Genomic DNA, 25407 nt, shown 5'->3' on the forward strand with positions numbered 1-25407 from the left:
TTTTGCATTTTGAATTCTTTAAACATCAGGCTTAGGAACAACACGCAAGAATTTGACTATTTCCCCCGTAATTTCTATGCCAATCAGATAGTTATCTATGGTAAAACGATAAAAAATACCCTCATCATCAAGCTGTCGCAACTCCGGCAGGCTGTGCAAATGCCACTTGTTGTTAATACACTCAATAAAAGCAAAATCATACACCCGTTCATAGGCAACTGGTTCTAAACTTTTGAGGTCTACCAAAAAAGACCTGGCATAGCGCACTTCTACTTCCAGATTCACTCTTGCTCACCCAATTTTTTGTTGTTAACTTTCGTTGCTGATTACATAAACATTAATAGTCGTATGGCCTCATCATGGGTGAGTATGTCCCACGGATGCTGCGATCGCTTAACTTTTCCCATAGCTTTGAGCATATAACAGTCAAAATGCAAGGCTTGGACAACCTCCCAAACACTTTGCAGATCCTCATCAGGTATTTGCTCAATGAGGTGGTGCATCCTAATCCGCATTAAATTCATATTGTTCACCATCTCCAGTTCAAATCAATAGTAGACAATATTGGGCGAAGTTTTACAATACCCAAGTTACACTACAATCTATTCCGTTGCATTCTTGGGGACTGGGGACTGGGGACTGGGGACTGGGGACTGGGGACTGGGGACTGGGGACTGGGAAGATGAATAACCCAATGACCAATGACCAATGACCAATGACCAATGACCAATGACCAATGACCAATGACCAATGACCAATGACTAATGACTAATGACTAATGACTAATGACTAATGACTAATGACTAATGACTAATTATGATTGAATATCTGATTTTTCTGGCTATTTCTACCGCTACTTTTGCCCTGTTCGCACTAGGACTTAATTTGCAGTGGGGTTTTACAGGGTTGATTAACTTTGGTCATATTGCTTTTATGACTTTGGGCGCATACACCACTGTCTTGTTAAGTTTAAAGGGTGTACCTCTATTATTTTCAGCTATAGCTGGGGCAATTGTCGCCGCTTTGTTGGGTTTGGTAATTGGTTTTGCAACTTTAAGGTTACGGGAAGATTATCTAGGTATTGTTACTATCGGCACTGGGGAACTAATTCGTTTGGTGGTGAATAACCAAGATTTACCAGTGGGTGATGCTTGGGTATCTGGGGCGTTTGGTGTGCAGAGTTATCTCATACCCTTAAACACAACGCCAAACTTATTTTTCCGATTGCTAATGATTGCTGTACTTACCCTACTAACAATTATTACTCTATTTTCTTTGTGGCGCTGGGTGAAAACGGCTCAAAAATCCCCAAGCAACAACCAAGAATTCATTTCCCGTTTGGTAGTGGGTGTAATTTTGGGTTTATTGTCAGTAGCAATTTATGTTGCTGGTGCGATGGGACTGTATGACTATAATCCTAAAGCAGGTTTGATGTTGTTGGCTTTGTTAGTATTAGCGTTTGTATTTTGGCGGTTAGAATTTTTAGTCAAATCTCCTTGGGGTCGAGTTCTCAAAGCCATTCGCGAAGATGAAGAAGTACCCAAAGCATTAGGTAAAAACGTCTTTTGGTACAAACTACAATCTTTAATGTTAGGAGGTGCGATCGCTGGTATTGCTGGTGGTTTCTTCGCTTGGCAACTCAGCGCCATTTATCCTGATAATTTTCAGCCCCAACTCACCTTTGATGCTTGGATTATGGTAATTTTAGGCGGTTCTGGTAATAATATCGGCACAATTTTAGGTGCAGTCATTTATTTTGCTTATGATGCCCTGACACGGGAATTTTTACCAAAAATTGTCCCCTTGGATGTGGAACGCATCGGCGCTTTTCGGATTATGTTCATCGGTCTAATTCTCATGGTGCTGATGATTTGGCGACCTCAAGGTATTCTAGGTAAAAAGGAGGAACTTACTCTTGGTAAGTAATACAGCAGGAAACAGGCAATACAAAATATTCAGTAGGAGAGGGAGAAAATAAAGGATTTGTTAAAATAGTTAATACAAGCAGTTTATAGGGAGAAATAGCCATGATAGTTGCTACGGCTAAAAAAATGACCTTTGAAGAATTTCTTCAATTTGATGATGGTACAGATACTTTATATGAATTGGAGAACGGAGAATTAATTCCTATGCCTTTAGAAAGTGAGCTAAATCGGCGCATAGCAATGTTTTTATTAATCTATTTTTCTCAATTAGGTATTCCCTATTACCGCTTGAGTATGAAAACAGAAATGGCTGTATATAGTCGGCAGGTCGGGGTGCGTGTTCCTGATTTGATCGTGTTTTCTGAAGAATTAGCTCAGGTAATGCAGGGTGCTACACGCTCTCTAATTTTAATGGATATGCCACCACCTTTGTTAGTTGTCGAGATAGTAAGTCCAAATCAGGAAAATCGAGATTATCGTTACAAGCGTTCTGAGTATGCAGCACGAGGTATTGCTGAATATTGGATTGTTGATCCGATGCAGCAAAAGGTAACGGTTTTAGAGTGGGTAGAAGGTTTTTATGAAGAGCAAGTTTTTACAGTTGATCAGACAATTTGTTCTCCTTTATTTATGGATCTCAAGTTAAATGTAGCTGAGGTTTTACAAGGATAAAATATAATGAAAGCTATTGATAAAACTAGGCATTAAGTATTTGTCGAAAATCATTCATAAATCATTCATAATAATTAAAATTAAGTTGAGAATAAATCATTATGGTAAATAATATAGCATCCCCCCAATTTCCCCTATTAGCTGCTACCGGACTTTGTAAAAGCTTCGGTGGCATTCAAGCTGTTAAAGAGGTCAATATCGAAGTTATTAAAGGTAGCATTACTGGTTTGATTGGTCCTAATGGTGCTGGTAAAACTACTTTATTTAATTTACTATCAAATTTCATCCACCCAGATAAGGGAAGAGTGATTTTTGATGGTGAACCTATTCATAATTTACAACCATATCAAATTGCTCAACAAGGTTTAATTCGCACCTTTCAAGTAGCGCGAACTCTTTCGCGGTTGTCGGTTTTAGAAAATATGCTGTTAGCAGCACAAAAACAAACCGGGGAGAATTTTTGGCAAGTTCAGTTTCAACCGCACGTTGTCGCTAAAGAAGAAAAACAACTCAAAGAAAGAGCAATGTTTTTATTAGAGTCTGTAGGGTTAGACAAAAAAGCAAATGACTATGCTGGTGGTTTATCTGGGGGACAGCGCAAGCTGCTGGAAATGGGAAGGGCTTTGATGACTAATCCTAAGTTAATTTTATTAGATGAACCTGCTGCGGGGGTGAATCCCAAATTAATTGATGATATATGCGATCGCATTCTCAGGTGGAACCGTGAAGACGAGATGACTTTTTTAATTATTGAACACAATATGGATGTGATTATGTCCTTGTGCGATCGCGTCTGGGTACTAGCAGAAGGGCAAAATTTAGCCGTCGGTACTCCCACTGAAATTCAAAGAAATACTAAAGTTTTAGAGGCATATTTGGGAGAATAGACAAATGATAAAAATCAGCATTTTTACCCTTGGCTTGAACAACATAATTAAGCCAGTATATCAGTAGACTTTTGAGTTAAAATATTAGTTAGGAGGTAAGATATTTGTTTTCAATATCTTCATATGCTCGATATTGTTTACTTCTGGTTTTGTTTAACAATATTAACTCCCCATTTTTTGCCTAGAAACATTAAGATTTAATAATTCATTTTTCAATTGCCATATGTTATACACATTTGCAAGCAGAAAAAGAAGAAGAGGGTGTATGCTCCAACCAGGTACATCCCTTGTCGAAGCAGCTAGATTTTTGGGTGTAGACCAAAGCACCTTGTATACAGCTTTAAGAACAGGACAAATTCCCACAACTAGACGAAATGGTTGCACTGTCATTACTCAAGGTGCATTAATGGACTATCAAGCCAGAATGCGACACATTTTGTAATTCTGGGTAATTTTTTGGAATTTGCATCACCTTGATATAGCAATATTATCCTATCAGATACCTGACTTCTTAAAGAAGTCGGGTATCTTGTATATTATACTACTTTATAACTGTTATATTGCCATTTTTACCTTTACTTGAATTTGTAGGATTAATTGTTAACTGAAACAGCATTACCGCAACGTTGATTTGCTGGTACTGCTGCCATGATTTTTTGCGGATTTGGTAAATTTAAATTGGACATGAATTCAATAAAACTATCGCGGTTATGTCCTTGAAATCTAGGATTGTATTGCTTTTCTTCTCCAATAGTGGAAACTGTAAAACCGTTGTAATCATGTCCTGGATAAACTAAAGTTTCATCTGGAAGAGCAAATAGTCTTTCTGTGACTACATCAAACAAAGTTCCTGCATCACCACTTTGAAAATCAGTTCTTCCACAACCACGAATTAATAAGGAATCTCCTGTTAATAACTTTTCTTGGTTGACTAAATAAGCTAGATGACTGTCTGTATGTCCTGGTGTGGCGATCGCTTCAATTACAATTGATCCTAGTTCTAGAATTTCTCCATCTTTGATTTTTTGATCTGCACAATTCGCAGCTGCATTTTCCGGTATAGCTCCTAAACATCCGGTTAGTTGACGTAATTTACCTGTACCCGTAATGTGATCTGCATGAATGTGAGTTTCTAAACAGTAGTGCAGTGTCAAACCTAATTCCTGAATTAGTTGTGAATCTCGTTCTACCTGTTCTAATACCGGATCTACGACAATTGCTGCTTTTGTATTTTCGTCAGCAATTAGATATGTATATGTACTAGATTCCTTGTCAAAAAGTTGGCGAAATAACATTTTTTCACCTCCGCTCATTTTTACTTATTTAATCATATAACTATATGGTAAAATAATCAAGATAAAGTTATAAAATTCTTCTAGTTTTCTATGTCAGAGATATTTCCAGGCGCTCTTAGTCAGGTTGCAGAATATTTTAAAGTGCTGTCCGAGGTCAGTCGGTTACAAGTGTTGTGTTGTTTGAAAACTGGAGCGAAGAATGTAACCCAAATCATTGCGGAGACGGGACTAGGACAAGCGAATGTATCGAAGCATCTGAAGATTTTGACTCAAGCAGGTATTGTCAAACGGACACCGGAGGGAGTCAGCGTCATTTATGAAATCGCTGATCCTATTTTATTTCAGTTATGTGATTTGGTGTGCGATCGCTTATCCGTCAGACTCGAAGAACAAACCAAGCAGTTAGAACAACTCAAAATGTGAGGGGACTGGGGACTGGGAATTGGGAAAAATCTTCTCCCCTGCTCCCCTGCTCCTCTGCTCCTCTGCTCCTCTGCTCCCCTGCTGATTTCAGCTAAACTGTTTCCCTGCGTCTAAGTTAAATAACATTTGCAGAGTCTGCATACAATTACGTCTGGCCTCAACATCCTGTTGCGCCCGTAATTGTACCATTGGGTCATGTAATATTTTATTAACTATTCCTCTTGTTAAAGCCTCAATGACTTCTTGGTGTTTTTCTCCAAATTCCGAACCCAAGCGCGATAAAGCCTTTTCTAGTTCTTGTTCGCGGATGCTTTCAATTTTATTCCGCAGAGAACTGATAGTAGAAACAGTTTCTAAACTCCGCCACCACACATCAAAAGCTTCTGCCTCTTCATCTAGGAGTTTTTCCGCTTCCTGTGCCATTTTGCGGCGACTTTCGTAATTTTGCGCCACAACCGCTTTTAAATCGTCCACATTAAACGCCTGGACATTTACTAAATCATTTACATCTGCATCTACATTCCTGGGTACAGAAATATCAAATAACATCAGCGAATGATTAGGGTCTAAAACCATTTCTAACTTAGCCCGGTCTAGAATCGGTTCAGTTGCAGAAGTGCTGGTAAACACCAAATCACTATTAGCCACCACAGACATCATTTCCGGGAGCAGATGGATGACAATAGGTTGTTCTGGGAAATGTTTAGCTAATTCTTCCGCACGTTCACGGGAACGATTAACAATACTAATTCGAGTTGCACCCTTAGAAATCAGGTGTTGTACCAATAACCGGGACATTTTCCCCGCACCGAGAATAGCCACACGGTAGGGAGCTAAATTTTCTACTTTTATCTGAGCCAACTCCACAGCAGCGGAACTGATGGAAACTGCACCAGTACCAATACTAGTTTCGGTGCGAACCCGCTTACCAGCAGTTAAAGCTTGTTTAAATAAGCGATTTAAAATTGTTTTTATACCATTGTATTGCTGTCCCAGTTTGTGAGTATTTTTCACCTGAGCCAGTATTTGACCTTCACCCAGAACAAGACTATCTAAACCAGCGGACACCCGCATAATGTGCATGACTGAATCAGTGTGCATCAACATAAACAAATGTTGTCGCAGAGACATCACAGGTAATTTGCTGTGTTCTGCCAGAAACTGGGTAACTTCTTGAAGACCTTGAGTGATTTCATCACTAACAATGTAGATTTCCAGACGGTTACAGGTGCTGAGGATAGCTACTTCATCAATATGAGGATAGCTGAGGAGATGAGCGATCGCACCTTCAGTTTGAGGTTCGGGAATACTTAATTTTTCTCTAACTTCTACAGGGGCTGTTTTATGGCTTAACCCCACCACTGCAATATTCATTTCTTAAAATTGGTAATTGGTAATGGGTAATTGGTAATTAGTAATTGGTAATTGGTAATTGGTAATTGGTGGTAGTTTTTCCCCAATCACCAATCACCAGTCACCAATCACCAGTTACTACCGGAGTTGGATAACCTTGGGTTCTTCAAATAAGTGAACTGTATCTACAAAGCGAGCAGTTTTAGATTGGCTGGAAATAACCAAGCTTTGAGTTCTAGCACCACCGTGGAAGAAACGCACACCATCCATCAGAGTTCCGGGGGTGATACCGCAAGCTGCAAATAGCACTGTATTACCAGAAGCTAATTCGTCAGAATTGTATATCTTGTCTGGATCAGTGATGTTCATTTCTGCCAAACGGGCAAGATTACCTTCTCTGCTTTCACCAATCAAACCTGTTTGTACCACTTCTGGATCGTAAATCAATTGTCCTTGGAAGTGTCCACCCAAGCAACGCATAGCCGCAGCAGAAATTACACCTTCTGGTGCAGCACCAATGCCCATCAAGGCATGAATGTTAGTACCGGCGAAAGCGCAAGAGATAGCAGCAGAAACGTCACCATCACTGATCAGTCTGACTCTTGCTCCAGCGGTGCGAATTTCCTGAATCAGGTCTTTGTGACGGGGACGATCCATCACTACTACTACCAATTCTTCAACAGCACGGTTTAAGCACTCAGAAAGGATTTTCAGGTTTTCTGTAGCTGACTTGTTGATATCAACATGACCTCTAGCAGCTGCTGGTGCTGCAAGTTTCTTCATGTAGAAGTCAGGAGCAGCAAATAAACCGCCTTTTTCGGAAATTGCCAAAACTGCCATGGAGCCATTTTGACCATAAGCAACCAGGTTAGTACCTTCGCAAGGGTCAACCGCAATGTCAATTTCTACCAATTCATCAGGGTTACAGAAATTTTTTGCATCTGGTTGAGTACAGATACCGACTTCTTCACCAATGTAAAGCATGGGAGCTTCATCGCGTTCGCCTTCGCCGATAACGATGCGACCACGCATATGGATTTTGTTCATCCGTTCCCGCATAGCTTCTACTGCTACTTCGTCAGCAGTATTCTTTTCGCCTTTACCCATCCACTTCGAGGAGGCGATCGCTGCTTGCTCAACTACTTCAATAATCTCTAACCCAAGTGTATTTTCCACAGGACTGCCCTCTCAATTGCTGATCTTAGCGTCGTTTTATCTGGCCATTTCAGTTTTCAAGTCTACCAAAGTACGGATACATATAGAAAAAAGTTAAGTTTTACTGCTGTGAAAATCTAATTGGCACAGAATGAAAGAAAATAACAGTGCTTTTGTATCAACGCGGTAAATGATCTAGGCTAGAGATAAATAACAAAAATCTCTAAGTCAGAATATGCTGGACTTTCTCAACCCCCTTTTAGGTCGCCACCCAGAGCGTATCAAAGCCAACGTAGAAATTTACACTTGGCAAACCTGCCCTTACTGCATCCGCGCCAAAATGCTGCTGTGGTGGAAAGGTGTCAGATTCACCGAATACAAAATTGACGGTGACGAAGCAGCGAGAGCAAATATGGCAGAACGCGCCAACGGCCGCCGCAGTGTCCCCCAAATCTTTATCAATAATCAACATATAGGCGGTTGTGATGACCTGTATGAGTTGGATACCAAAGGTCAACTCGATCCTTTGTTAATTCAGGTGACAGGTGACAGTTGACAGGTGACAGCGAAGAGGCAGGGGGGCAGGGGAGCAGGGGGCAGGGGGGCAGGGGGGCAGGGAGCAGGGAGCAGGGGGAGATGAATAACTAATGACAAATGACAAATGACAAATGACAAATGACAAATGACCAATGACCAATGACCAGTTACCACCAGAATATCTAAAACACCAAAAATGGATGAATCGCGCCCTAGAATTAGCACAAGTGGCTGGTGATGCTGGTGAAGTTCCTGTAGGTGCAGTGATTATTGACTCATTGGGCAACTTAATTGCCGAAGGGGAAAATAGAAAAGAACGGGACAAAGACCCTACCGCCCACGCTGAAATGATTGCGATTCGGTCAGCTGCGAAAACCTGGCAAAGTTGGCGTTTGGATAAATGCACCCTCTATGTAACTCTCGAACCATGTCCGATGTGTGCCGGTGCCATAGTCCATGCACGTTTGGGGACACTTGTCTATGGAGTGGACGATACCAAAACTGGCGCAATTCGTACTGTTATCAACATACCCAATAGCCCTGCTTCTAATCACCGTTTACAAGTGGTAGGAGGTATTCTAGAATCAGTCTGTCGTCAACAATTACAGACTTGGTTTGCAGCTAAAAGGCATAAGCATAAATAACAGACAGAGGTAAAACTGTCCAGATAGCAAAACACAAATTACTCAAGAAAATCTACGGTGGACATAATCAAGTTTGCTTGATATTTTACCCGCTAACTGTCAGCCACCGTCATGATGGAATTTTACTCTGCTTCTACCAAATCTCAATCCCAATTAACAAATACCTCAGTAAATCCCCAGGTGGCTTCTAGCACGTCGCGGGTTTCTCCTTGGTTAACTCCTTTGGCCTATTGTTTGGGACATAACGTAGTTATACCGTTGTTTTTTGGTAATATTGACATCAGGGGTCAAGAAAATATCCCCAAAAATGGACCTGTTATTTTTGCACCTACCCACCGTTCTCGTTGGGATTCTTTACTGTTACCCTACGCTACAGGTCGTTATGTCACTGGTCGAGATATGCGATTTATGGTGACAAGTAGTGAGTGTCAAGGGATACAAGGCTGGTTTGTTCTCCGCATGGGGGGTTTTCCGGTAGATACTCAACGTCCAGCGATCGCCACTTTGCGCCATACAGTAGACTTAATGGTACAAGGAGAAATGTTAGTTATTTATCCCGAAGGTGGCATTTATCGGGATGGAAAAGTTCAACCCTTGAAGTCGGGTATTTCTCGTTTAGCTTTAAATGCTGAATCTATTCACCCTGGGTTAGAGATAAAAATTATACCCGTTGGCATCAACTACAGTCAACCTTATCCCAATTGGGGTACAGATGTGAATATTCACATTGGCGAACCTATCAAAGTTGCAGATTATATCAATGGTTGTTTAAAACAAAACGCTAAACACCTGACCGCAGATTTAACAAATAAATTACAACAATTAAGCCATCAACAATCAGAAATAACCTCTCATTCCTTTGCAGAAATGCCCAATTCTTAATTTGAAATACAGGACTTTGCAAGTAAATAAAGTACACATCTTAATAGGATAAATATTGTGGGGTGGTCATCCTGCCCACCCTTGTGTACCATTCTGCATTTTCAGGTAAATGAAGCACATATTAACAATCCAGATCCCCGACTTTTTTGAAAAGTCGGGGATCTATACCCTTGGTTTTTAATTTTTCTTATGCTCCATATCCTATTAGCAATTCCCAACCATTCAATTTACCCACATCTTGAGGTGAATAATCAATAACTTGTAATTGCCAATTTCCCCTAGCTCCTAAAGACAGTAATTGTTTTAAAACGGGATGCGATCGCACTGTATAAGTCCTTTCTAACTGAGTCTGTCTTCCCAAAGTTCGACTTTGTAATAAAACTTGAAGATTATGAGGAGAAATTAAATAAACTTCTAAATCTCCTAAAAAAGCGTGAAAGATATTAACTGTTACTTGAATATCTGCAATAGTGACATTTTCATTAACAGCGATCGCACTGCTAATTCCCCTTTTATCATAATCAGGAATCGGAACTTGGCTTTTATTTTCACCCCTGAGTTGTTTATTGACGCTTGATATGACTTTACCTAACTGTTGCGCTGCACGTACAGCTTTCGCTGCATTCACTTTACCATAACCAAACCAGATACAATGACCATTACTATCATAAGTACCCCCACGCAAACCCAATTGCGGATCGGCTTCAGGATCAACAATCTTATCAGTCGTTTCTTGTAAAATGCGGTTCACTTGTTGAGCCGTCAAATCAGGATTAGCTGATAAAATCAAAGCTGCTACCCCTGCAACTACAGGAGTCGCACTTGAAGTACCACCAAAGTTATTAGTAAAATTACCAGGGTTATAACCAGCTGCTCCCAGTTGATCCGTAGTAAACATTCCCAAGCCAGAAAGAGAAGTAGTAATTGTCGGTTGTGTGTAAACAAAACCTGTTTCTTGAAACCACATTCCCGGAGGAGCATTATTACTAGGAGCGCAGACAGAAATATTCGCTCCCCAATTACTATAAGCAGCTTTTTTATTCAAACTTGTAGATGCAGAAACCGCAATTACATCTGGATGAAGAGCAAAACCACTTAACCAAGCTGTCTTTCCTTGTAAAATATTCTTTGGCCAATTTTGCTCATTTATAGTCCCATCAATGGGACGGTTAGCATTACCAGCAGCAAACACAATCACACATCCTTTACCATTACGTCCCTGGGTAGCAGCACGAGTAATGGCTGCCTTTTGGCGCAAAGATAAAGGGAAATAAACAGCGGAAGCTCCCCAACTACAAGAAATGACACTTGCATCTTGATCAATTGCCCAATTAAATATATCCTCAATAGATTCATCATCTAAAAATCCAGTTGTGCGAATTGGCATTAAGGCACAACCAGGAGCAACACCAACAATTCCTGTGCCGTTTTCTTCAGCCACAGCTATCCCCGCACAAGCAGTACCGTGACTAGTTTCTTTTTCCCCAGGTAAAGGTAAAAAATCATTTTCTTTCAAATCTTTAGGAGCAACAACTTTACCCATACCTTGAAAATCTGGGTGATTCAAATCAAAAGAATCATCCACAACTGCTACTACCACAGAACGCACACCGCGAGTAATATCCCAAGCTTGTTCTACAGAAATATGTGAACCAATCCCCAAATGATTACCGCTATTATGGTTGAGATACCATTGCTGGGGATATAGAGAGTCACTAGGTTTATAATGTGGTTCCTGTTGAATAAAAATATTGGGTTCAGCAGCTAAAACTTCTGAAAGTCCTTGCAACTGGTTAGTAATTTTGAGGGGATTTTCTGTGGCTTGTTTGCTAAGGATAAAGATGAATGTATTAGGTAGCCCTGGAACTGGTTGATTTTCAATTAAGCCAAATGTGGCAGCTATGGTATTAATCTTGGCAGAGTCCACCCAAGTAGCAAATTGAATTGTGATTTGATCACTTAAATAAACATAAGTGCCTGGATTATCTTTAAACTTGTAAACATGACTAGCAAAAGCAACCTTTTCGTCAGCCCGTGCTTGAGACATAGCTGCTTCTAACTGGCTAGGTTCAACAGTGAATACTTCTAGTTCTGCTCTGGGAATAGTGCGCCGCCAAACTCCCCCAGACACTTGAGATAATTGCTCACGAGAAAAGTCAGCAGTCGGACGGATGGTAAAGCGTTCCCAAGCTTTTTCTAACATCAACTCTTCTCCACCACGTTGCAAAACCACTCCTTGGCTGCTTGCGGGTACACCTGTGGTTTGAGAATTAGAGGAACTAAGGCGTTGGGGTAGCCCACCGTAGGTATCGCTCATCATGGAATATTTTACTGAATATGCAGGGTTATAGGAACTCTATTCAACTGATGTACAGTCTACATCAGAGAAAGTTGTGATCTAGTTTTGCTGTATCTGAAGCACAAACCGAGTTAAGATACCCGAAGTTTCCATAATTTTTTTATAGACTTGTTACACTAATTGACCCCATGAACCTTACTGCTACTTCTTTATCAATTATAGCAATCCTTAGTCTGCTATCACCTGTGCAAGCTCAGGTAATACAGCTACCAGGCTCCAATAACCAAGCACAACCTATTGATGGTAACGAACCTAATATCCTCAGTCCTAATAGCCAAAGCAACAGCTTATTGAGCATGGCAGGTGGCGATCGCTTGATGAAAGAGGCAGAACAAGCTGTTTCAGGTCAAAACTACACTTTGGCTGCTAAAAAACTCCAAGAAGCACGCCAAGTTTATAACCAACTATCTAATTTTTATCAAGAGTTAAATGCTAGTTTTTCAGGCATTGACATCAGAGTATCCGATTCTCAACGCAAAAAAGCCCTAGAAACTGCCCAAAAGCGAGACGAAGCAACCTATCAGTTAGCCTTAGTACATCGAGCTTTAAATCAGCCAGAATTAGCAGTGCCATTATTGATTCAAATTATTAAGAGTCAAAACCCCACACGGGAATTAGGTAAAAAAGCTTATCAACAACTCTTTGAATTAGGTTTTGTCGATACAGCCTATCCCCGACAAGGCGCAAAATAGGGGATTGGGGGCTGGGCTGGGAGCAGGGGAGCAGGGGAGCAGAGGGGAAGTTTATTCTTCATCCTGACTCCTGACTCCTGTAACTCATGAACTACTAAATAGCAACTTAAGTTAATAATAGAGAAGTAAGCTTTTTTTCAGGAATTGCGATGATTACTCCGCAGCAGGTTGAGGAAATGATCAAGGCGGAACTGCCAGACGCACAAGTTCAGGTGCAAGACTTGACTGGTGGTGGTGATCACTATCAGGTGACAGTAGTTTCATCGCAGTTTGCAGGCAAGGGACTGGTACAACAACACCAGTTAGTTTATGGTGCGTTGCGGCAAGCTATGTCAACTGAAGCCATTCATGCCTTGGCTCTCAAAACATCTACTCCCGAAGCTTCACAAGCAACAAACTAATTTTAGATTTTTAGATTTTAGATTTTGAAGTGAGAATAAAAAACCTTCAATTCACAAATCGAAATCTAAGATTTTATTGAATATCAGCAACAAGGAAGTAAAAAAACATGACCCCAGAACTCAAAGAGAAAATTGATAACTTGCTACAAGAAAACAAAATTATGGTTTTCATGAAGGGAAACAAGTTAATGCCTCAATGTGGTTTCTCTAACAATGTTGTCCAGATTCTCAATACCTTGGGAGTTCCTTTTGAGACAGTTGACGTTCTCTCCGATAATGAAATTCGTCAAGGCATCAAAGAATATTCTGAGTGGCCAACAATTCCCCAAGTATATATTAATGGTCAATTTATCGGCGGTTCTGATATTTTGATTGAAATGTATCAAAAAGGAGAATTACAGCAACTAGTGGAAGTAGCACTAGCTTCCTAAATTTAATTTTGTGATACTTTTATGGCTCGTGGGAATGGAAAAAATTCCATTTTCATGAGCTTTTTTGGGGATTAAAATTTGATGATAATATCCAATTCTTTTTTTCTAGCGACCATAAACAAACGGCAAGCATTATAGACATTAACAACAAAGCCGATACAACACGAAAGGTAATCTGTGTACCAAAAACTAACGCCTCAATCGGTGCATTGGTCACATCCATAGTCGAACTTAGTTTAGCACTGGTGAGTGTTATAAAAGAAAATACAGCCCCTACTAACGGTACACCTGCTGTTTGTCCTAATATCCGCGATAAAGATAACAAACCTGAAGCAATACCTAAACTCTCTTTTGGTGCAGCCCCCATAATGGCGCTATTATTGGGAGATTGAAACATTCCCACCCCTAAGCCATAGGGGACAATGCCTATAATATAACTGACTACAGATAATTCAGTATCAAAGGTGCTAACTACTAAGCACCCAATCGCCATCAATAATAATCCAATTAAGCTAATAATCCGCGAGCCATACCTATCAGAAAGAATTCCAGCAATCGGTGCTGTCAAAACAATTATAATTGGCGGTACTGCTAACAATAAACCTGCTTCTTCAGTGGGATATTGTTTAACCAATTTCAGGAAAAAAGGTAGTATAAAGATGACTCCCGCCATCACGAAGTTACCTGAAAACCGCAGTGCTAAACCAAGACTAAACTCTAAAGATTTAAATATCTTCAAGTCTAACATTGGCTGTAATAAATGGGCTTCTGCTACTAAAAACCCTGCCAAACTGAGCATGGATACAATCAGCAAAATTAATGCTGTACTAGAACCAAATCCTTCACTTTGTAATGAAGTGATGCCAAGTGTAAAACAAGTTAAAGTTATGGTGAGAATTAATGTCCCAATGATGTCAAAGCTTTGTTTTGTTATATCAACAGCAGAAGATGGAACAAGATAAGCCACAATTAAACAGGCAATAATCCCAATCGGCACGTTAATTAAAAATATTAAAGGCCAGTCTCCTAAAGTAATTAGCAGTCCTCCTATTGTCGGACCTAGCATAATTCCCAGTCCAAAAACTCCGGCTCTAATACCTAAGCCAAGTCCTCGCTCTTCTGCTGGAAATACTTCTACAATCATCGCTGTTCCCAGTCCTGAGATAAACGCTGCCCCTAATCCTTGCAGTGCGCGAAAAGCTATTAAAAAACCTACATTTGGTGCAAGTCCGCACAAGAGAGAACTGAGAGTAAACACTATTAGTCCGGTAATGTAAAGCCGTTTCTTGCTCCACATATCCCCTAATTTGGCCGCACTGAGGACAAAAATAGCGATCGCTAACAGATAACTTAACACCACCCATTGAATGGTCGCAAAGCTTGTGTGGAGTGATTCCACCATAATTGGTAAGGCCAGGTTGACTATGTAGACATCCAAGGCAAAAATGAACACACCAATACTAATACCCAGTGTAGCCCACCATTTTCCCGATGCTTTTGTTGCTTCTCCTGTATTTTTAGATTGTTCTGCCTGGGTTTCTGAAATTAATACCATGTCCTCTAGTTAACTAAATTACTTATTAACCTGAAATCATCTTACTCATAAGTTGCTTAATAGTACAACGTTCGATAATTTCTGGTAGTTCCTTTTCAATATGGATTGGTGTGCCTCTTTTAGAAATTTCTTTAATCTCTTGGAGAATCTTAGCCACTATCTCTTTGTTTTTAGCCAGGTCTTCTCTACCTATCTGCTTCATCGCTAGTTCGACAGCACTACATCCCGACTGCATACCTAAAGCCACGCTACTTTTTATCCCCAGAATTTCTGGATTTAAACTTTGGTAGAGCCTGTCGTTTTTTGTGACAGCCTTAACATGAACACCTGCATAGTGAGTAAAAGCATTTTTCCCCGTCACAGGTTGGTGAGGAGGAATCAAAATATGAGAATGCTCACTGACAAAATCATATAAATCTTTGAGATAGTTAAGTTGCCAATTCTTTTCTTCTTCGCCCATATCTATTAAATTTATTAGTAATTCTGCTAAATCAACAATTCCTGCTCTCTCTCCTAATCCCATCACAGCAACATCAATAATATTAGCGCCTGCTCTATAAGCATCCAAGGCATTTGCTAAAGCTAACCCTTTATCATTATGGCAATGTACTTCTATTTGTGGATATAAACCACGATTTTCTAGTTCTTCTTTCAGAGTTTTTACATAAAAATAAATGCTGCGATGGGGATGGAAAGGTGTTGTATAACCAGTTGTATCAGCTATGCTAATTATATTCGCTCCTGCCTTGATCGCTGCGGTGGCTGCCTCAATCACATTTTCTATAGGCGATCGCACCGTATCTTCTGGTGTGTACCTTATTAATAAATCGGGTTTTTGCTCTTTTGCATAAGTTATTACTTCCACAATTTTATCAATTGCTGTTTCTAAACAGATGTTGTAATCCTGTTGTAATCTTTTCTGGGAAACACTAAAAAATACACCTAAAAAATCTACGTTGCAGTCTAAAGCCATCTGTACATTATCTATTCTACAAAGCGAATGAGCGCCAATCTTAGCTTGAAGTCCAGCCTGGGCAATTTGCTTTATAGCTAAGGCAATCTCACTATGTACAGCCGGATTACCAACTTCGATAATATCAACCCCAATCAGATCTAAAAACTGGGCTATTACTAACTTTGTTTTAGGAGAAAAATAAACTCCAGGAGTTTGTTCTCCTTCTCTTAAAGTCGAGTCAAGGATTTTAATCATGTCTACTATCAATTTAGGAAAATTATTTGCAAAAATTTACCAAAGATTTAACCTGATGACCTTTGCATTTTAATATACCAAAATACAAATAATGGTTAATACAGGATTAATTAATCTCCTCGTTCTTAAAATAAATTTTTGCCTACCTAACTTATTTATTTAGGATAAATTAACTAAGTAATTATTAGCGCAATATCCTGACATTTCGGTAACTTTTTACATAAAGCCACAAAAACTTATACATAAATTATTAAAAATATAAGAGCAAAATATACACACTAGTGCAGATTACCGCAAATACAAACAAAAATACGTACTAATAATTTTAGTCTGAACGTTTCTAATGTCCGCTGATACTAAATTCGCAAGCAATTTAGTGGAACTTTCTGCTTCACCATATCAGCCAAAAGTCCCCTCAGTCGCTTAACACCAAGGGGATGCACTTTCTCAATACAGTATTTACAAAATTTCATACCGTTGGATACAGTTGACCAATGCAAAAATTATGCTATGATCATCTGCGGCGATACAAGGTAGAAACAAAGAAACCAGTGAACGGTCTTTAGTAGTACCCGTGTTGTCTTTCTGGCTCTGGCTGTACCACAGCGAAGTTTGATCCATCGTACAAGTAGCGGCTTGCTTCTTCCTCCAGGCGATGAATCAGATAAGCCTCAATGGCGTTGCTTTGTCGCAGTGCGGCTAGATATCCATCCAAATACATCCGCATATCATCCATACGATAACCGCGATTCCATAACTCGACGAAGGCGTCGGTGAGTCTTTGGTAATAACGGATGGTTTGTGTGTCTTGGAGCATAACTGCTGTTTTAATCTCTTGGGAATGAGAATTGTATATGATTCACGCTCGAAAGTGAAGTATGACTTCCTTCTTAAGTATTAACCCAAAGTTAAGATATTGACGTTGGGTCTGACCCCTCAACAGATGAAAACTTAATTAGATCGTATTCTAGAAAACGTAGAATAGGATTATTTGGTAAACTAATTTTATGATTTGGCCTCCAAATTTGGTTGATTTGCTTATGGGCAGATAGAGCAAGTTAGTCACAACAAAATCTCATCTGCTTGCACCATCAGGGTGACAGAATCAACAAAGGTAAAAACCATCTTCTTTAAAGATAGTCTACCTATTTTACCATACTCCATTAGGAGGATGCTTAACCGAAAAAAAATTTTCCTTAACTAATCAGAGATAGGAAAGTGAAAATTAACCAAAATTAAGCTTATTTAAATTTATGGACAGGTTTTCTTTGAGGAAATGTAAAGATAATATCAATTGAAGTAACAAAGACTACAAAACCTTGAGCTTGAGCTTGTTAATTTGAGAGTCATCGACGCTAAGGGGTCTTGCCACTGTGGGATCGGTTTGTATTGAAATCGTTGAGGGGAATCCCCATCTGAGGTCGTTGCTGGGTTGGCACTTGCAACAACTGGAATACCGAGTACATCAAGCCGCCAGTATATATCAAGCAAGGGAAGTGTTTTTAAGCCATCAACCAACCCTAGTCATTCTAGATGCGGACTTACAAGATGGTGACGGTATCGAGTTTTGCCGTTGGTTGCATCGTCAGCAACAGCCTTTAATTCTCATGTTATCTGCCCGCAACAATGAAGCTGATATAGTTGCCGGTTTAAAAGCCGGAGCAGATGATTACTTAAGTAAACCTTTTGGGATGCAAGAGTTTCTAGCTAGGGTAGAAGCACTAATTCGCCGCAAGCGGACACCAACTGCACCGGCTTACTTGGATTATGGCACTTTACAAATCGATTTGGTACAGCGCCGGGTCCGTTTTCAAGGGGAGTTTATCGATTTAACACCCCAGGAATTTAGTTTGCTGTATGTTTTGGCGCAAGCAGGTGGAATACCTTTGAGTAGGTCAGAATTACTGCGGCGTGCTTGGCCGGACGCTATTGATAATCCGCGTACCATTGACACCCATGTTTTATCACTACGCAAAAAAGTGGAACTTGATCCGCGTCAACCCAATTTAATTCAAACTATCCGCAATGTCGGATACAGATTTAACATGGAAATTTTAAACGCCAATGTTCCACAATCACAAACAAAGTTAGCTAAAGAGAGATTCACCAATCCACGTTCTACCCTTGCTACTCAAAGCACTTAGGATGAGGAGACAGGTGACAGGTGACAGTTAAGAAGCAGGGGAGCAGGGTGTAGGGAGCAAGGGAGAAATTTTTTCCCAATCACCTATTACCAATTACCAATCACCCATTACCACTTTAAATCCATTCCTCCGATGCTTGATGTTCTGCTGCTATCAAGCTGGTTTTTAAGTCATCCCAGTCTATCTCAGGGGCTGGGTGGTTTGCCAACATTTGACCTTGCTGAAGATGTAATAAGCGGGTGCTGAATTTTTGGGCTAGGTCAAGTTGGTGATTAATCATCAAAATCGCGGTTGCAGGGGTTTGTGTAGGGGTTTGAGTTAGTTGGGTGAGGATATTCATCAAACGGGAAGCTTTACCAGGGTCTAAGCCTGAATTAGGCTCGTCTAGAAGTAAAATTTTGGGTTGGATGACCAAGGCACGAGCGATCGCTACTAATTGTCTCTGTCCGGCTGAAAGTTGTACTTCAGTGCGTCCTAACCATAGATCAGGAATTTGCAGTTGTTCTTGCCAATAACCGACTCGTTCCTGAATTTGCTGTTTGGACAAGCCGCGCAAAATTAAAGGATAAGCTAAGGCTTCCCCAACTGTCATCCCCAACAGCTTAGATTCTTGCTGTACAAGCGTCACCTGTTGACGTAGCTGGATGACAGGAATTTGGTGATACTCCTGATTTTCTAAATAAATTTTACCGCTGCTAGGTTCCGTTAAACGGTTGATGAGACGTAACAAAGAAGTTTTACCAGCACCAGCAGAACCAACAATAGTGATGCGATCACCAGGAAATACCTGAAAAGAAATATCCTGTAAAATCGGGTATCCAGGTAAATTACTTTGAGCCTGACTTTTCAGCCTCGTAAACAGATTAACTTGCTCTAGCCTGAGCATAGAAAATAAGGTTGTGGGGTGATGGGGAGCAGAGGAGCAGGGGAGATTAACTAATGACAAATGACCAATTACCCATTACCCAAAATAGCAGTATTAATAGTCCAAGCATCTACCAATAACAGTAACAGAGTACAACAAAATAAAATCACATACATCCAAGGTTGGGCTAAAGGACGGACATCTGTAGTATCAATACCTGTTTTTGCTTGCACAATATTTACCAACCTATTAAAACCAGCTACACGCATGGGTAGTAAATAGGCTTTTCCGTCTTGACTGAGAAAATAATAAACTAAACCGCCTTGACCAGTGGTGCGGGGTTTTAAGCTTTTAACATCTGACCAAGATAAAGACCAACCTTTGCGAAAAAAGCGCGGAACCCAAACTGGGTAAGTAACTTTAATTCCCTGGTCATCTATCATCACTCTTTCCGTCAACACCGCATATAATCCCACAAAACCGATGCTAATCCCTGCCCATAATAATTCTGGTGGTGTAGGTGCTTTGGTAACTTCCGCCAAAAAGGGTAAGGGGACTGTCAAGGCTACATATAGAGTTAACAGAGTAATTCTAATCAAGGGAGACAAGCGGAAAACAGAAGTTGAGGTATCGTTTGAGTTTGCTGTCACGGCTCGATTTTCATGCTTTTTCTTTCTTATTCTAAACAAAAACAATCCAAAATCCAAAATCCAAAATTGCATTACCCATTACCTATCTATTTCATCTTGATTTCATTTTGAGTTGGCATCTTGAGAGTTGAAAAGTATTGAGCTAATAAAAATGCTTATTTACTCTCCAGAACCAAGCTTTAGAAGCAGCTTACCAACATCACCGCTATATGCAACGGTGACAGAAGCATTAGGTAAAGTTCCCATTGTCCGGTTAAATCAAATTCACCCAAGCTGTCAACATCATCATCTCTATTTGAAACTAGAATCTTGTAATCCCGGTGGTAGTATTAAAGAAAAAAATGCAGCTTATCTTGTGGCTGAAGCCGAAAAACAAGGTTTATTGCTGCCAGGAGGTACAATTGTTGAATCTAGTTCTGGTAATTTTGGCATTGGGTTAGCAATTGTCGGTGCAACTAAGGGTTACAGGGTGATAATTGTCATTGATGCTAAAACCCCTGTCACCATGCGAAGAATGCTCACTGCTTATGGTGCAGAACTCGTCGAAGTTCCTTTGAGTGCTGCTGATGCTCAAGGTTCGATGCAGGTAGCAAGAATGGCAAAAGCTCAGGAATTAGCTGCAAATATTGCTGGTGCTTGGTATCCTTGTCAACATAAAAATCCTAGTAATACTGATGCCCATGCAATCTGGACTGCGCGGGAAATTGAAGCAGCTTTTGGTGGTGCGCCGGATGCTATAGTTATTGGAGTTAGCACAGCCGGACAATTAGGCGGTATCAGTCGCTACTTTAAAAAGTATTATCCCCAAACTAGAATTATTGGCGTAGATGTAGCAGGATCAGCGATTTTTGGTACACCCAGACACCCCTATAAGATGACTGGACTGGGTTTATCCTTCGTTCCCCCCAATTTTGATCCGCAAGTGTTAGACGCTGCTTATAGCGTTGATGATGCTTTGGCGTTTTCAGTTTGTCATGCTATGGCTAAACAAGAAGGAATGCTTTTAGGTGCTTCCACTGGTGCAATTGTGGCCGCAGCTTTAGCGGATGCCCAAAGATTTACTAAAACCCAAACTATGTTACTACTTAATCCTGACCGGGGCGATCGCTATTTAGAAACAGTTTACAATGTCGATTGGTTAAAAGAACAAAATATCAACATCCTGCAAAATTCACATCTCACCGAAGCAATTGCTAACCTGCTACCTGTACCCTTGGATATCGTCGGTAGGAGTTAAGAGTGAAACTGCAAGAACCACAATCTCAACCTGTTAGTTTAGGGACTTTATGGCGGGAGTTTCTGCCTTTATCCCTCAGTGATGTGACTATGGCCTGTGGTGATCCGATGATGACCACGACATTAGCTCATCTTCCTGATGCTCAAATTAACCTTGCGGCTGTAGGTATTGCCAAATCTTTGGCGATATTTTTTGAAAGTCCGATTATTATGATTCTGCACGCTGCTAATGCTTTGGCTGGTTCTCAAGATTCACGCAAAGCATTGTGGCGGTTTACATTATTAGTAGGTGGTGGACTGACTTTTTTGTTAAGTTTGTTGGGACTACCGATCATTTTTAATTTTGTGGGTGTGAGTCTGTTGGGTATACCCTCAGCCATGTTAGTTACAGTTAGTCAAGTATTATTACTAATGGGTGGTTGGCCGTTTGCGATCGCATGGCGGCGTTATTTTCAAGGATTATTAATTTATCATGGTCAGTCTCGCGCTGTTGCCAAAGCTAGTATTTTCAGGTTATTCACCTTAGCAATAGTCCTCACCGCCGGATTTTTATTACAAATATCTGGGGGTATACTTGCTGGATTTGCCCTTATAAGTGGGGTGATAGTGGAAGCCATCGCTGTAACAATTTTTGCTCATCGTAGTGGGGCAACTTTACCACCACAAATAGAACAACCTAATTTACCCCGCAATTTAGCACAGGTGTGGAAATTCTATTTACCCTTAGCTAATTCTATGATGGTTGTTTGGGGCGGAAGGGCGATATTAATTAGCATTCTTGCTCGTGCTGAAGATGCGACAATTGCTATTGCTGCTTGGTCTGCGGCTTGGGGGTTAGTTCTGGTAATTGCCAATTCTACCCGCATGGTACAGCAAATGGTGATTAAATATCGTCATCAAGTGAGCGATCGCCAACTATTGACTTTTGCTATCAGTGTTGGTGGTGCTTGTTCTAGCTTACTATTATTGATGAGTTTAACACCAATAGGCGATCGCATTGTTCAAAGTTTTATCGGTAATGATCTCACCCTCGCTAAAAGCATTAAACCAGTTCTTTTAATCTGTACAATTGTGCCATTATTTGTGGCTTTACAAAATGCAACTCAGGGTTTTTTGGTGAGTGAAAATCGTACAGGTCATGTAAATTTATCTACATGGTTAGGAACAGGAACTTTATTAATAATCGCCACTTATGCAATTAACAAAGGCATGAATGGGGCAATAGCCGCCGCTATTGCCATGATTACATCTATGTTAGTGGAAGTTACCTGTTTACGTTGGAAACGAGTGGCAAAATCAGCGTAAACTAGCCTGAGTATGGCTTGGTTGGTAAAATTATCCAATTTTTTAGGATTGGGGACAAATCAACTCATAATAATGCCTCCTGTCCCGCTAGGAATACATAATTCATAATTGAAAAACTCCTGCCTCTTACCTCTTGCTTTTTGCCACTGACAAGTGACAACCTATGGTAAATACTTTTGCACCACAGTCCAACCAGTTAGAGATACCCAAGCAAAACCGACAAATAAAACAATATTCAAACTAATGTGTAAAGGTCTAGCCCAAGGTTTTCCCAGACTAATTTGAGTTGCACTGAAAGCGGACACTAAAACCAAAGCTACCACTATCAAGCCAGCGACTAGATGTGAAGAGTGACCTAAAGAACCAAAATGTCCTAAAGTGCCAACAATGCCAACGGCCAGAAGTAGCAGCACTAAACTAACCATCGTGATGCCGATTGTATAATGAAATGTTTTTACTATATTATTGACCCTTGGTAATAGAACACCTATGGGAGAACGTCCTGTGTTTCTTACTTGCCACAGCCAGAAACCTGTCATACCTAAGAAAGCATAAGCTAAGATTGACAACCCCATAGACCATGCGGCTATTTTCCACAACCATAAGAAAGAAGGTAGATGCATAAGTTCAGTTATTAATGAAAGTTATAGACTGATTGCGTCCCTGTTTTTTAGCACGGTACAACGCTTGATCAGCTTGCTCGATGAGGGCGACTACTGATAGTTCAGAAGTAGGTATCATGGTGGAGATGCCAAGACTAATAGTAACAATATTGCTGACTTCAGAGGCTTGATGAGGAATGGCTAATGATTGAATAGCAGCGTGAATGTTTTGTGCAACTGCGATCGCCCCTTCAACATCAGTATTAGGTAAAATAACCACAAATTCTTCTCCACCGTAGCGAGCTACTAAATCTGCTGGACGACACACCACCTGTTGCGCGGCCTGAGACAGTTTGGTGAGGCACTCATCCCCCAATTGATGACCGTAATGATCGTTATAGCGTTTAAAATAATCAACATCAAATAATAGCAAAGATAAAGGTTGCTGTTCCCGATATAGCCGCAGCCATTCTTGCTCTAAACGATGATTAAAGCAGCGACGATTGGCAATCTGAGTTAACCCGTCAGTATTTACTAGCTTTTCTAACAGACGAGTAGCAGCAGCCAATTCTTCATTGGTCTCTCTCAGTTTAGCTTCTGCCTGTTTCCGCTCTACCAATTCTTTCTGCAACTTCTCAAAAAGATCAGCTTGTTGAATAGCGATCGCTAATTGGTTAGCGATCTGTTGTACAAAATCAATCTCAAACTCTTGCCAGTAACGAGGTGCAGAACATTGATGGACACATAGTAAGCCCCATAAATCTCCAAGTTTGAGCAATGGTGCAACTAAATTAGCCCGAATCTGAAATTGCACCAGGATATCGCGGTGACATTTTTGCAACCCAGCCTGATAGATATCTGCTATAGCCTGGATTCTACCTTGCTGATAAAAGGTGACGTATTTTTCGGCAAAACAATGATCTTGAATGATAGTACCCATGGCCGAGTCAAATCCAGTCCCTACAGTTTCAGCAATAAATTCACCCATGTGAAAATTAGAGTCGGGATGGAACTTAAAAATACCAACGCGTTCAGCTTTAAGGCATTGACAGATACCCACAGAAGCAATATCAAAAATGTCATCTAAATCAAGAGATTGATGAATCCGTTGGGTAATTTTTCGCAGCAGAATTTCTCGATCTGCTTGTTGGCGAATAATTTGCTCGGCGCGTTGGCGTTCTCTAAGTTCAAGTTGAAGTTGCGAGTATAAATTAGATTGTTGAATAGCAATAGAAAGTTGGTTAGATAGACGTTGCAATAAATCAATTTCCCAATCTTCCCAATTACGAAAGCGATCGCATTGCTGTAAACAAATCGCTCCATTAGGCTTTCCCTGATAGGAAGTACGCACAGCCAGCATAGATTTCAAACCAATTTTCTCACAGAGTGGAGCCACAGCTTTTAAAAGTGGATCAGCAAATACGTCAGGAGATGCCAGCACCTGATCTTCAGCCATCATCTTTTCTGCATGGGCATTACCAATAACGGGAATTTCCCATTTCATTAAAGATGTTTGTTCAGAAGATAGGTATTCAGCAACAATAGTTAGCCCAGGTGTAGGCATATCAGTGTAAGAATGAATCAAACAGCGATCAACTTGAAAGAGTAAACCAATTTGGTAAGCTGCGGTATCAAAAATTTCTTGACTATTGAGACTTTGGCGAATGTTGTGAGTAATTTGCTTTAGGAATAACGTCCTTTCGTACTGTTGTCGCAGAGCTAATTCCGCTTCCTGTTGAGCGCGGATGGCTGCCTCTGCTGCTTTCTTGGCCTTGAGAATTTCATCTTCATACTGGATACGTTGATGGATGGGGATAAAGATGCAGTCATTGACAAAGCTACCTGCGCTCTCTCGACGCACGGCATTAACAAGCACAGGTATATTAATTCCCTGTTTTGATTTTAAGGAGAAATATATCTCCTCTACCTTCCCGTGCATCTTCAACATTGGGAAGAAATGAGTTTGATAAAAAATACGACTGGCAATCGGTAAAATTGATTCTATTTTCCTGCCCCATAATTCATCGGGTTCGTACCCAAGTAATGCCAGTAGTGTGGCATTGACGATCACCACAGTGCCATCGTCAATAAATGAGAGGAAGCCACAGGGCGCATTGTTAAGTAGCGCGTCTATCTTAGGCATTAAACGTTAATAGATCATAATTAATTCGTAATTCGTAATTC

27 protein-coding genes are annotated in these 25407 nt (G+C 40.4%); 14 read left to right on the plus strand and 13 right to left on the minus strand.

Annotated elements, in window-relative coordinates:
• Nucleotides 1-18: 18 nt before the first annotated feature.
• Nucleotides 19-279 carry a cytotoxic translational repressor of toxin-antitoxin stability system gene (locus tag H6G06_RS09625; protein WP_190559836.1) on the minus strand — a complete coding sequence of 87 codons (261 nt, stop codon included), beginning with the start codon at nt 277-279 and terminating at the stop codon, nt 19-21.
• Between the two features lie 47 nt (nt 280-326).
• Nucleotides 327-524, minus strand: coding sequence for a hypothetical protein (locus H6G06_RS09630; RefSeq protein WP_190559838.1), 198 nt, complete (start codon nt 522-524; stop codon nt 327-329).
• 292 nt (nt 525-816) lie between these two features.
• On the opposite strand from H6G06_RS09630, the gene H6G06_RS09635 reads away from it, so the two are divergent.
• The 4 genes from H6G06_RS09635 to H6G06_RS09650 all read left to right on the plus strand — a co-directional run bounded on the left by H6G06_RS09635 (nt 817) and on the right by H6G06_RS09650 (nt 3926).
• Nucleotides 817-1926 (plus strand): branched-chain amino acid ABC transporter permease, encoded by a 1110-nt coding sequence (locus H6G06_RS09635; RefSeq protein WP_190559456.1) that lies wholly within the window; start codon nt 817-819, stop codon nt 1924-1926.
• Between the two features lie 101 nt (nt 1927-2027).
• Nucleotides 2028-2597 carry a Uma2 family endonuclease gene (locus H6G06_RS09640; protein WP_190559458.1) on the plus strand — a complete coding sequence of 190 codons (570 nt, stop codon included), beginning with the start codon at nt 2028-2030 and terminating at the stop codon, nt 2595-2597.
• 101 nt (nt 2598-2698) lie between these two features.
• Nucleotides 2699-3484, plus strand: a complete 786-nt coding sequence (locus H6G06_RS09645; RefSeq protein WP_190559460.1) for an ABC transporter ATP-binding protein — start codon at nt 2699-2701, stop codon at nt 3482-3484.
• A gap of 265 nt (nt 3485-3749) precedes the next feature.
• On the plus strand, nt 3750-3926 hold the full coding sequence (locus H6G06_RS09650) for a helix-turn-helix domain-containing protein (RefSeq protein WP_190559462.1): 177 nt from the start codon (nt 3750-3752) through the stop codon (nt 3924-3926).
• 151 nt (nt 3927-4077) lie between these two features.
• Here H6G06_RS09650 and H6G06_RS09655 read toward each other — a convergent pair whose 3' ends face one another.
• Complete coding sequence (locus H6G06_RS09655) at nt 4078-4779, minus strand: MBL fold metallo-hydrolase (RefSeq protein ID WP_190559464.1); 702 nt, start codon at nt 4777-4779, stop codon at nt 4078-4080.
• 90 nt (nt 4780-4869) lie between these two features.
• Here H6G06_RS09655 and H6G06_RS09660 point away from each other — a divergent pair, with 90 nt between their 5' ends.
• Nucleotides 4870-5202 carry an ArsR/SmtB family transcription factor gene (locus H6G06_RS09660; protein WP_190559466.1) on the plus strand — a complete coding sequence of 111 codons (333 nt, stop codon included), beginning with the start codon at nt 4870-4872 and terminating at the stop codon, nt 5200-5202.
• Nucleotides 5203-5289: 87 nt separating this feature from the next.
• Here the strand turns inward: H6G06_RS09660 and H6G06_RS09665 are convergent, their stop codons facing one another.
• Together H6G06_RS09665 and glpX are read right to left on the minus strand one after the other, a co-directional pair.
• Nucleotides 5290-6576: a glutamyl-tRNA reductase gene (locus H6G06_RS09665; protein WP_190559468.1), complete on the minus strand. Its 1287-nt coding sequence runs from the start codon at nt 6574-6576 to the stop codon at nt 5290-5292.
• A 117-nt stretch (nt 6577-6693) separates the two neighbouring features.
• Nucleotides 6694-7731, minus strand: coding sequence for a class II fructose-bisphosphatase (gene glpX, locus H6G06_RS09670; protein WP_190559470.1), 1038 nt, complete (start codon nt 7729-7731; stop codon nt 6694-6696).
• Between the two features lie 214 nt (nt 7732-7945).
• Between glpX and grxC the strand changes: the two genes are divergently transcribed.
• The 3 genes from grxC (at nt 7946) to H6G06_RS09685 (ending at nt 9773) form a co-directional block, all read left to right on the plus strand.
• Nucleotides 7946-8266 (plus strand): glutaredoxin 3, encoded by a 321-nt coding sequence (gene grxC / locus H6G06_RS09675; RefSeq protein ID WP_190559472.1) that lies wholly within the window; start codon nt 7946-7948, stop codon nt 8264-8266.
• A 133-nt stretch (nt 8267-8399) separates the two neighbouring features.
• Complete coding sequence (gene tadA / locus H6G06_RS09680) at nt 8400-8891, plus strand: tRNA adenosine(34) deaminase TadA (RefSeq protein ID WP_206754712.1); 492 nt, start codon at nt 8400-8402, stop codon at nt 8889-8891.
• A 111-nt stretch (nt 8892-9002) separates the two neighbouring features.
• Entirely contained in the window at nt 9003-9773 is a 771-nt protein-coding gene (locus H6G06_RS09685; RefSeq protein ID WP_190559474.1) for a lysophospholipid acyltransferase family protein, read from the plus strand.
• Nucleotides 9774-9960: 187 nt separating this feature from the next.
• On the opposite strand, the gene H6G06_RS09690 is transcribed toward H6G06_RS09685, so the two are convergent.
• On the minus strand, nt 9961-12090 hold the full coding sequence (locus tag H6G06_RS09690; protein WP_190559842.1) for a S8 family serine peptidase: 2130 nt from the start codon (nt 12088-12090) through the stop codon (nt 9961-9963).
• A 170-nt stretch (nt 12091-12260) separates the two neighbouring features.
• On the opposite strand from H6G06_RS09690, the gene H6G06_RS09695 reads away from it, so the two are divergent.
• From H6G06_RS09695 to grxD, 3 genes are all read left to right on the plus strand, one after another.
• A complete protein-coding gene (locus tag H6G06_RS09695) occupies nt 12261-12824 on the plus strand; it encodes a hypothetical protein (protein ID WP_190559476.1) in 564 nt (187 codons plus the stop codon).
• A 149-nt stretch (nt 12825-12973) separates the two neighbouring features.
• Nucleotides 12974-13225 (plus strand): BolA family protein, encoded by a 252-nt coding sequence (locus H6G06_RS09700; RefSeq protein WP_190559478.1) that lies wholly within the window; start codon nt 12974-12976, stop codon nt 13223-13225.
• 107 nt (nt 13226-13332) lie between these two features.
• On the plus strand, nt 13333-13656 hold the full coding sequence (gene grxD, locus H6G06_RS09705; protein WP_190559480.1) for a Grx4 family monothiol glutaredoxin: 324 nt from the start codon (nt 13333-13335) through the stop codon (nt 13654-13656).
• A gap of 52 nt (nt 13657-13708) precedes the next feature.
• On the opposite strand, the gene H6G06_RS09710 is transcribed toward grxD, so the two are convergent.
• The 3 genes from H6G06_RS09710 to H6G06_RS09720 all read right to left on the minus strand — a co-directional run bounded on the left by H6G06_RS09710 (nt 13709) and on the right by H6G06_RS09720 (nt 17238).
• Nucleotides 13709-15211, minus strand: coding sequence for an MFS transporter (locus H6G06_RS09710; protein WP_190559482.1), 1503 nt, complete (start codon nt 15209-15211; stop codon nt 13709-13711).
• A 25-nt stretch (nt 15212-15236) separates the two neighbouring features.
• Complete coding sequence (locus H6G06_RS09715) at nt 15237-16421, minus strand: homocitrate synthase/isopropylmalate synthase family protein (protein ID WP_190559484.1); 1185 nt, start codon at nt 16419-16421, stop codon at nt 15237-15239.
• Nucleotides 16422-16983: 562 nt separating this feature from the next.
• Nucleotides 16984-17238: a DUF6761 family protein gene (locus H6G06_RS09720; protein WP_190559486.1), complete on the minus strand. Its 255-nt coding sequence runs from the start codon at nt 17236-17238 to the stop codon at nt 16984-16986.
• Nucleotides 17239-17794: 556 nt separating this feature from the next.
• Here H6G06_RS09720 and H6G06_RS09725 point away from each other — a divergent pair.
• Nucleotides 17795-18565, plus strand: a complete 771-nt coding sequence (locus tag H6G06_RS09725; RefSeq protein ID WP_190559488.1) for a response regulator — start codon at nt 17795-17797, stop codon at nt 18563-18565.
• A gap of 115 nt (nt 18566-18680) precedes the next feature.
• On the opposite strand, the gene H6G06_RS09730 is transcribed toward H6G06_RS09725, so the two are convergent.
• Nucleotides 18681-19451, minus strand: coding sequence for an energy-coupling factor ABC transporter ATP-binding protein (locus H6G06_RS09730; protein WP_190559490.1), 771 nt, complete (start codon nt 19449-19451; stop codon nt 18681-18683).
• A 68-nt stretch (nt 19452-19519) separates the two neighbouring features.
• Nucleotides 19520-20080 carry a hypothetical protein gene (locus tag H6G06_RS09735; protein WP_190559492.1) on the minus strand — a complete coding sequence of 187 codons (561 nt, stop codon included), beginning with the start codon at nt 20078-20080 and terminating at the stop codon, nt 19520-19522.
• Nucleotides 20081-20231: 151 nt separating this feature from the next.
• On the opposite strand from H6G06_RS09735, the gene H6G06_RS09740 reads away from it, so the two are divergent.
• Nucleotides 20232-21317 carry a PLP-dependent cysteine synthase family protein gene (locus tag H6G06_RS09740; RefSeq protein WP_190559494.1) on the plus strand — a complete coding sequence of 362 codons (1086 nt, stop codon included), beginning with the start codon at nt 20232-20234 and terminating at the stop codon, nt 21315-21317.
• 2 nt (nt 21318-21319) lie between these two features.
• On the plus strand, nt 21320-22621 hold the full coding sequence (locus H6G06_RS09745) for a hypothetical protein (RefSeq protein WP_190559496.1): 1302 nt from the start codon (nt 21320-21322) through the stop codon (nt 22619-22621).
• Nucleotides 22622-22782: 161 nt separating this feature from the next.
• Here the strand turns inward: H6G06_RS09745 and H6G06_RS09750 are convergent, their stop codons facing one another.
• Complete coding sequence (locus H6G06_RS09750) at nt 22783-23244, minus strand: DUF4079 domain-containing protein (protein WP_190559498.1); 462 nt, start codon at nt 23242-23244, stop codon at nt 22783-22785.
• A gap of 4 nt (nt 23245-23248) precedes the next feature.
• The gene (locus tag H6G06_RS09755) at nt 23249-25366 is read right to left on the minus strand and encodes a diguanylate cyclase domain-containing protein (RefSeq protein WP_190559506.1); all 2118 of its coding nucleotides are present in this window, start codon (nt 25364-25366) and stop codon (nt 23249-23251) included.
• Nucleotides 25367-25407 lie beyond the last annotated feature (41 nt).

It is taken from the genome of Anabaena sphaerica FACHB-251, from assembly GCF_014696825.1.
Classification (GTDB): Bacteria; Cyanobacteriota; Cyanobacteriia; order Cyanobacteriales; family Nostocaceae; genus RDYJ01.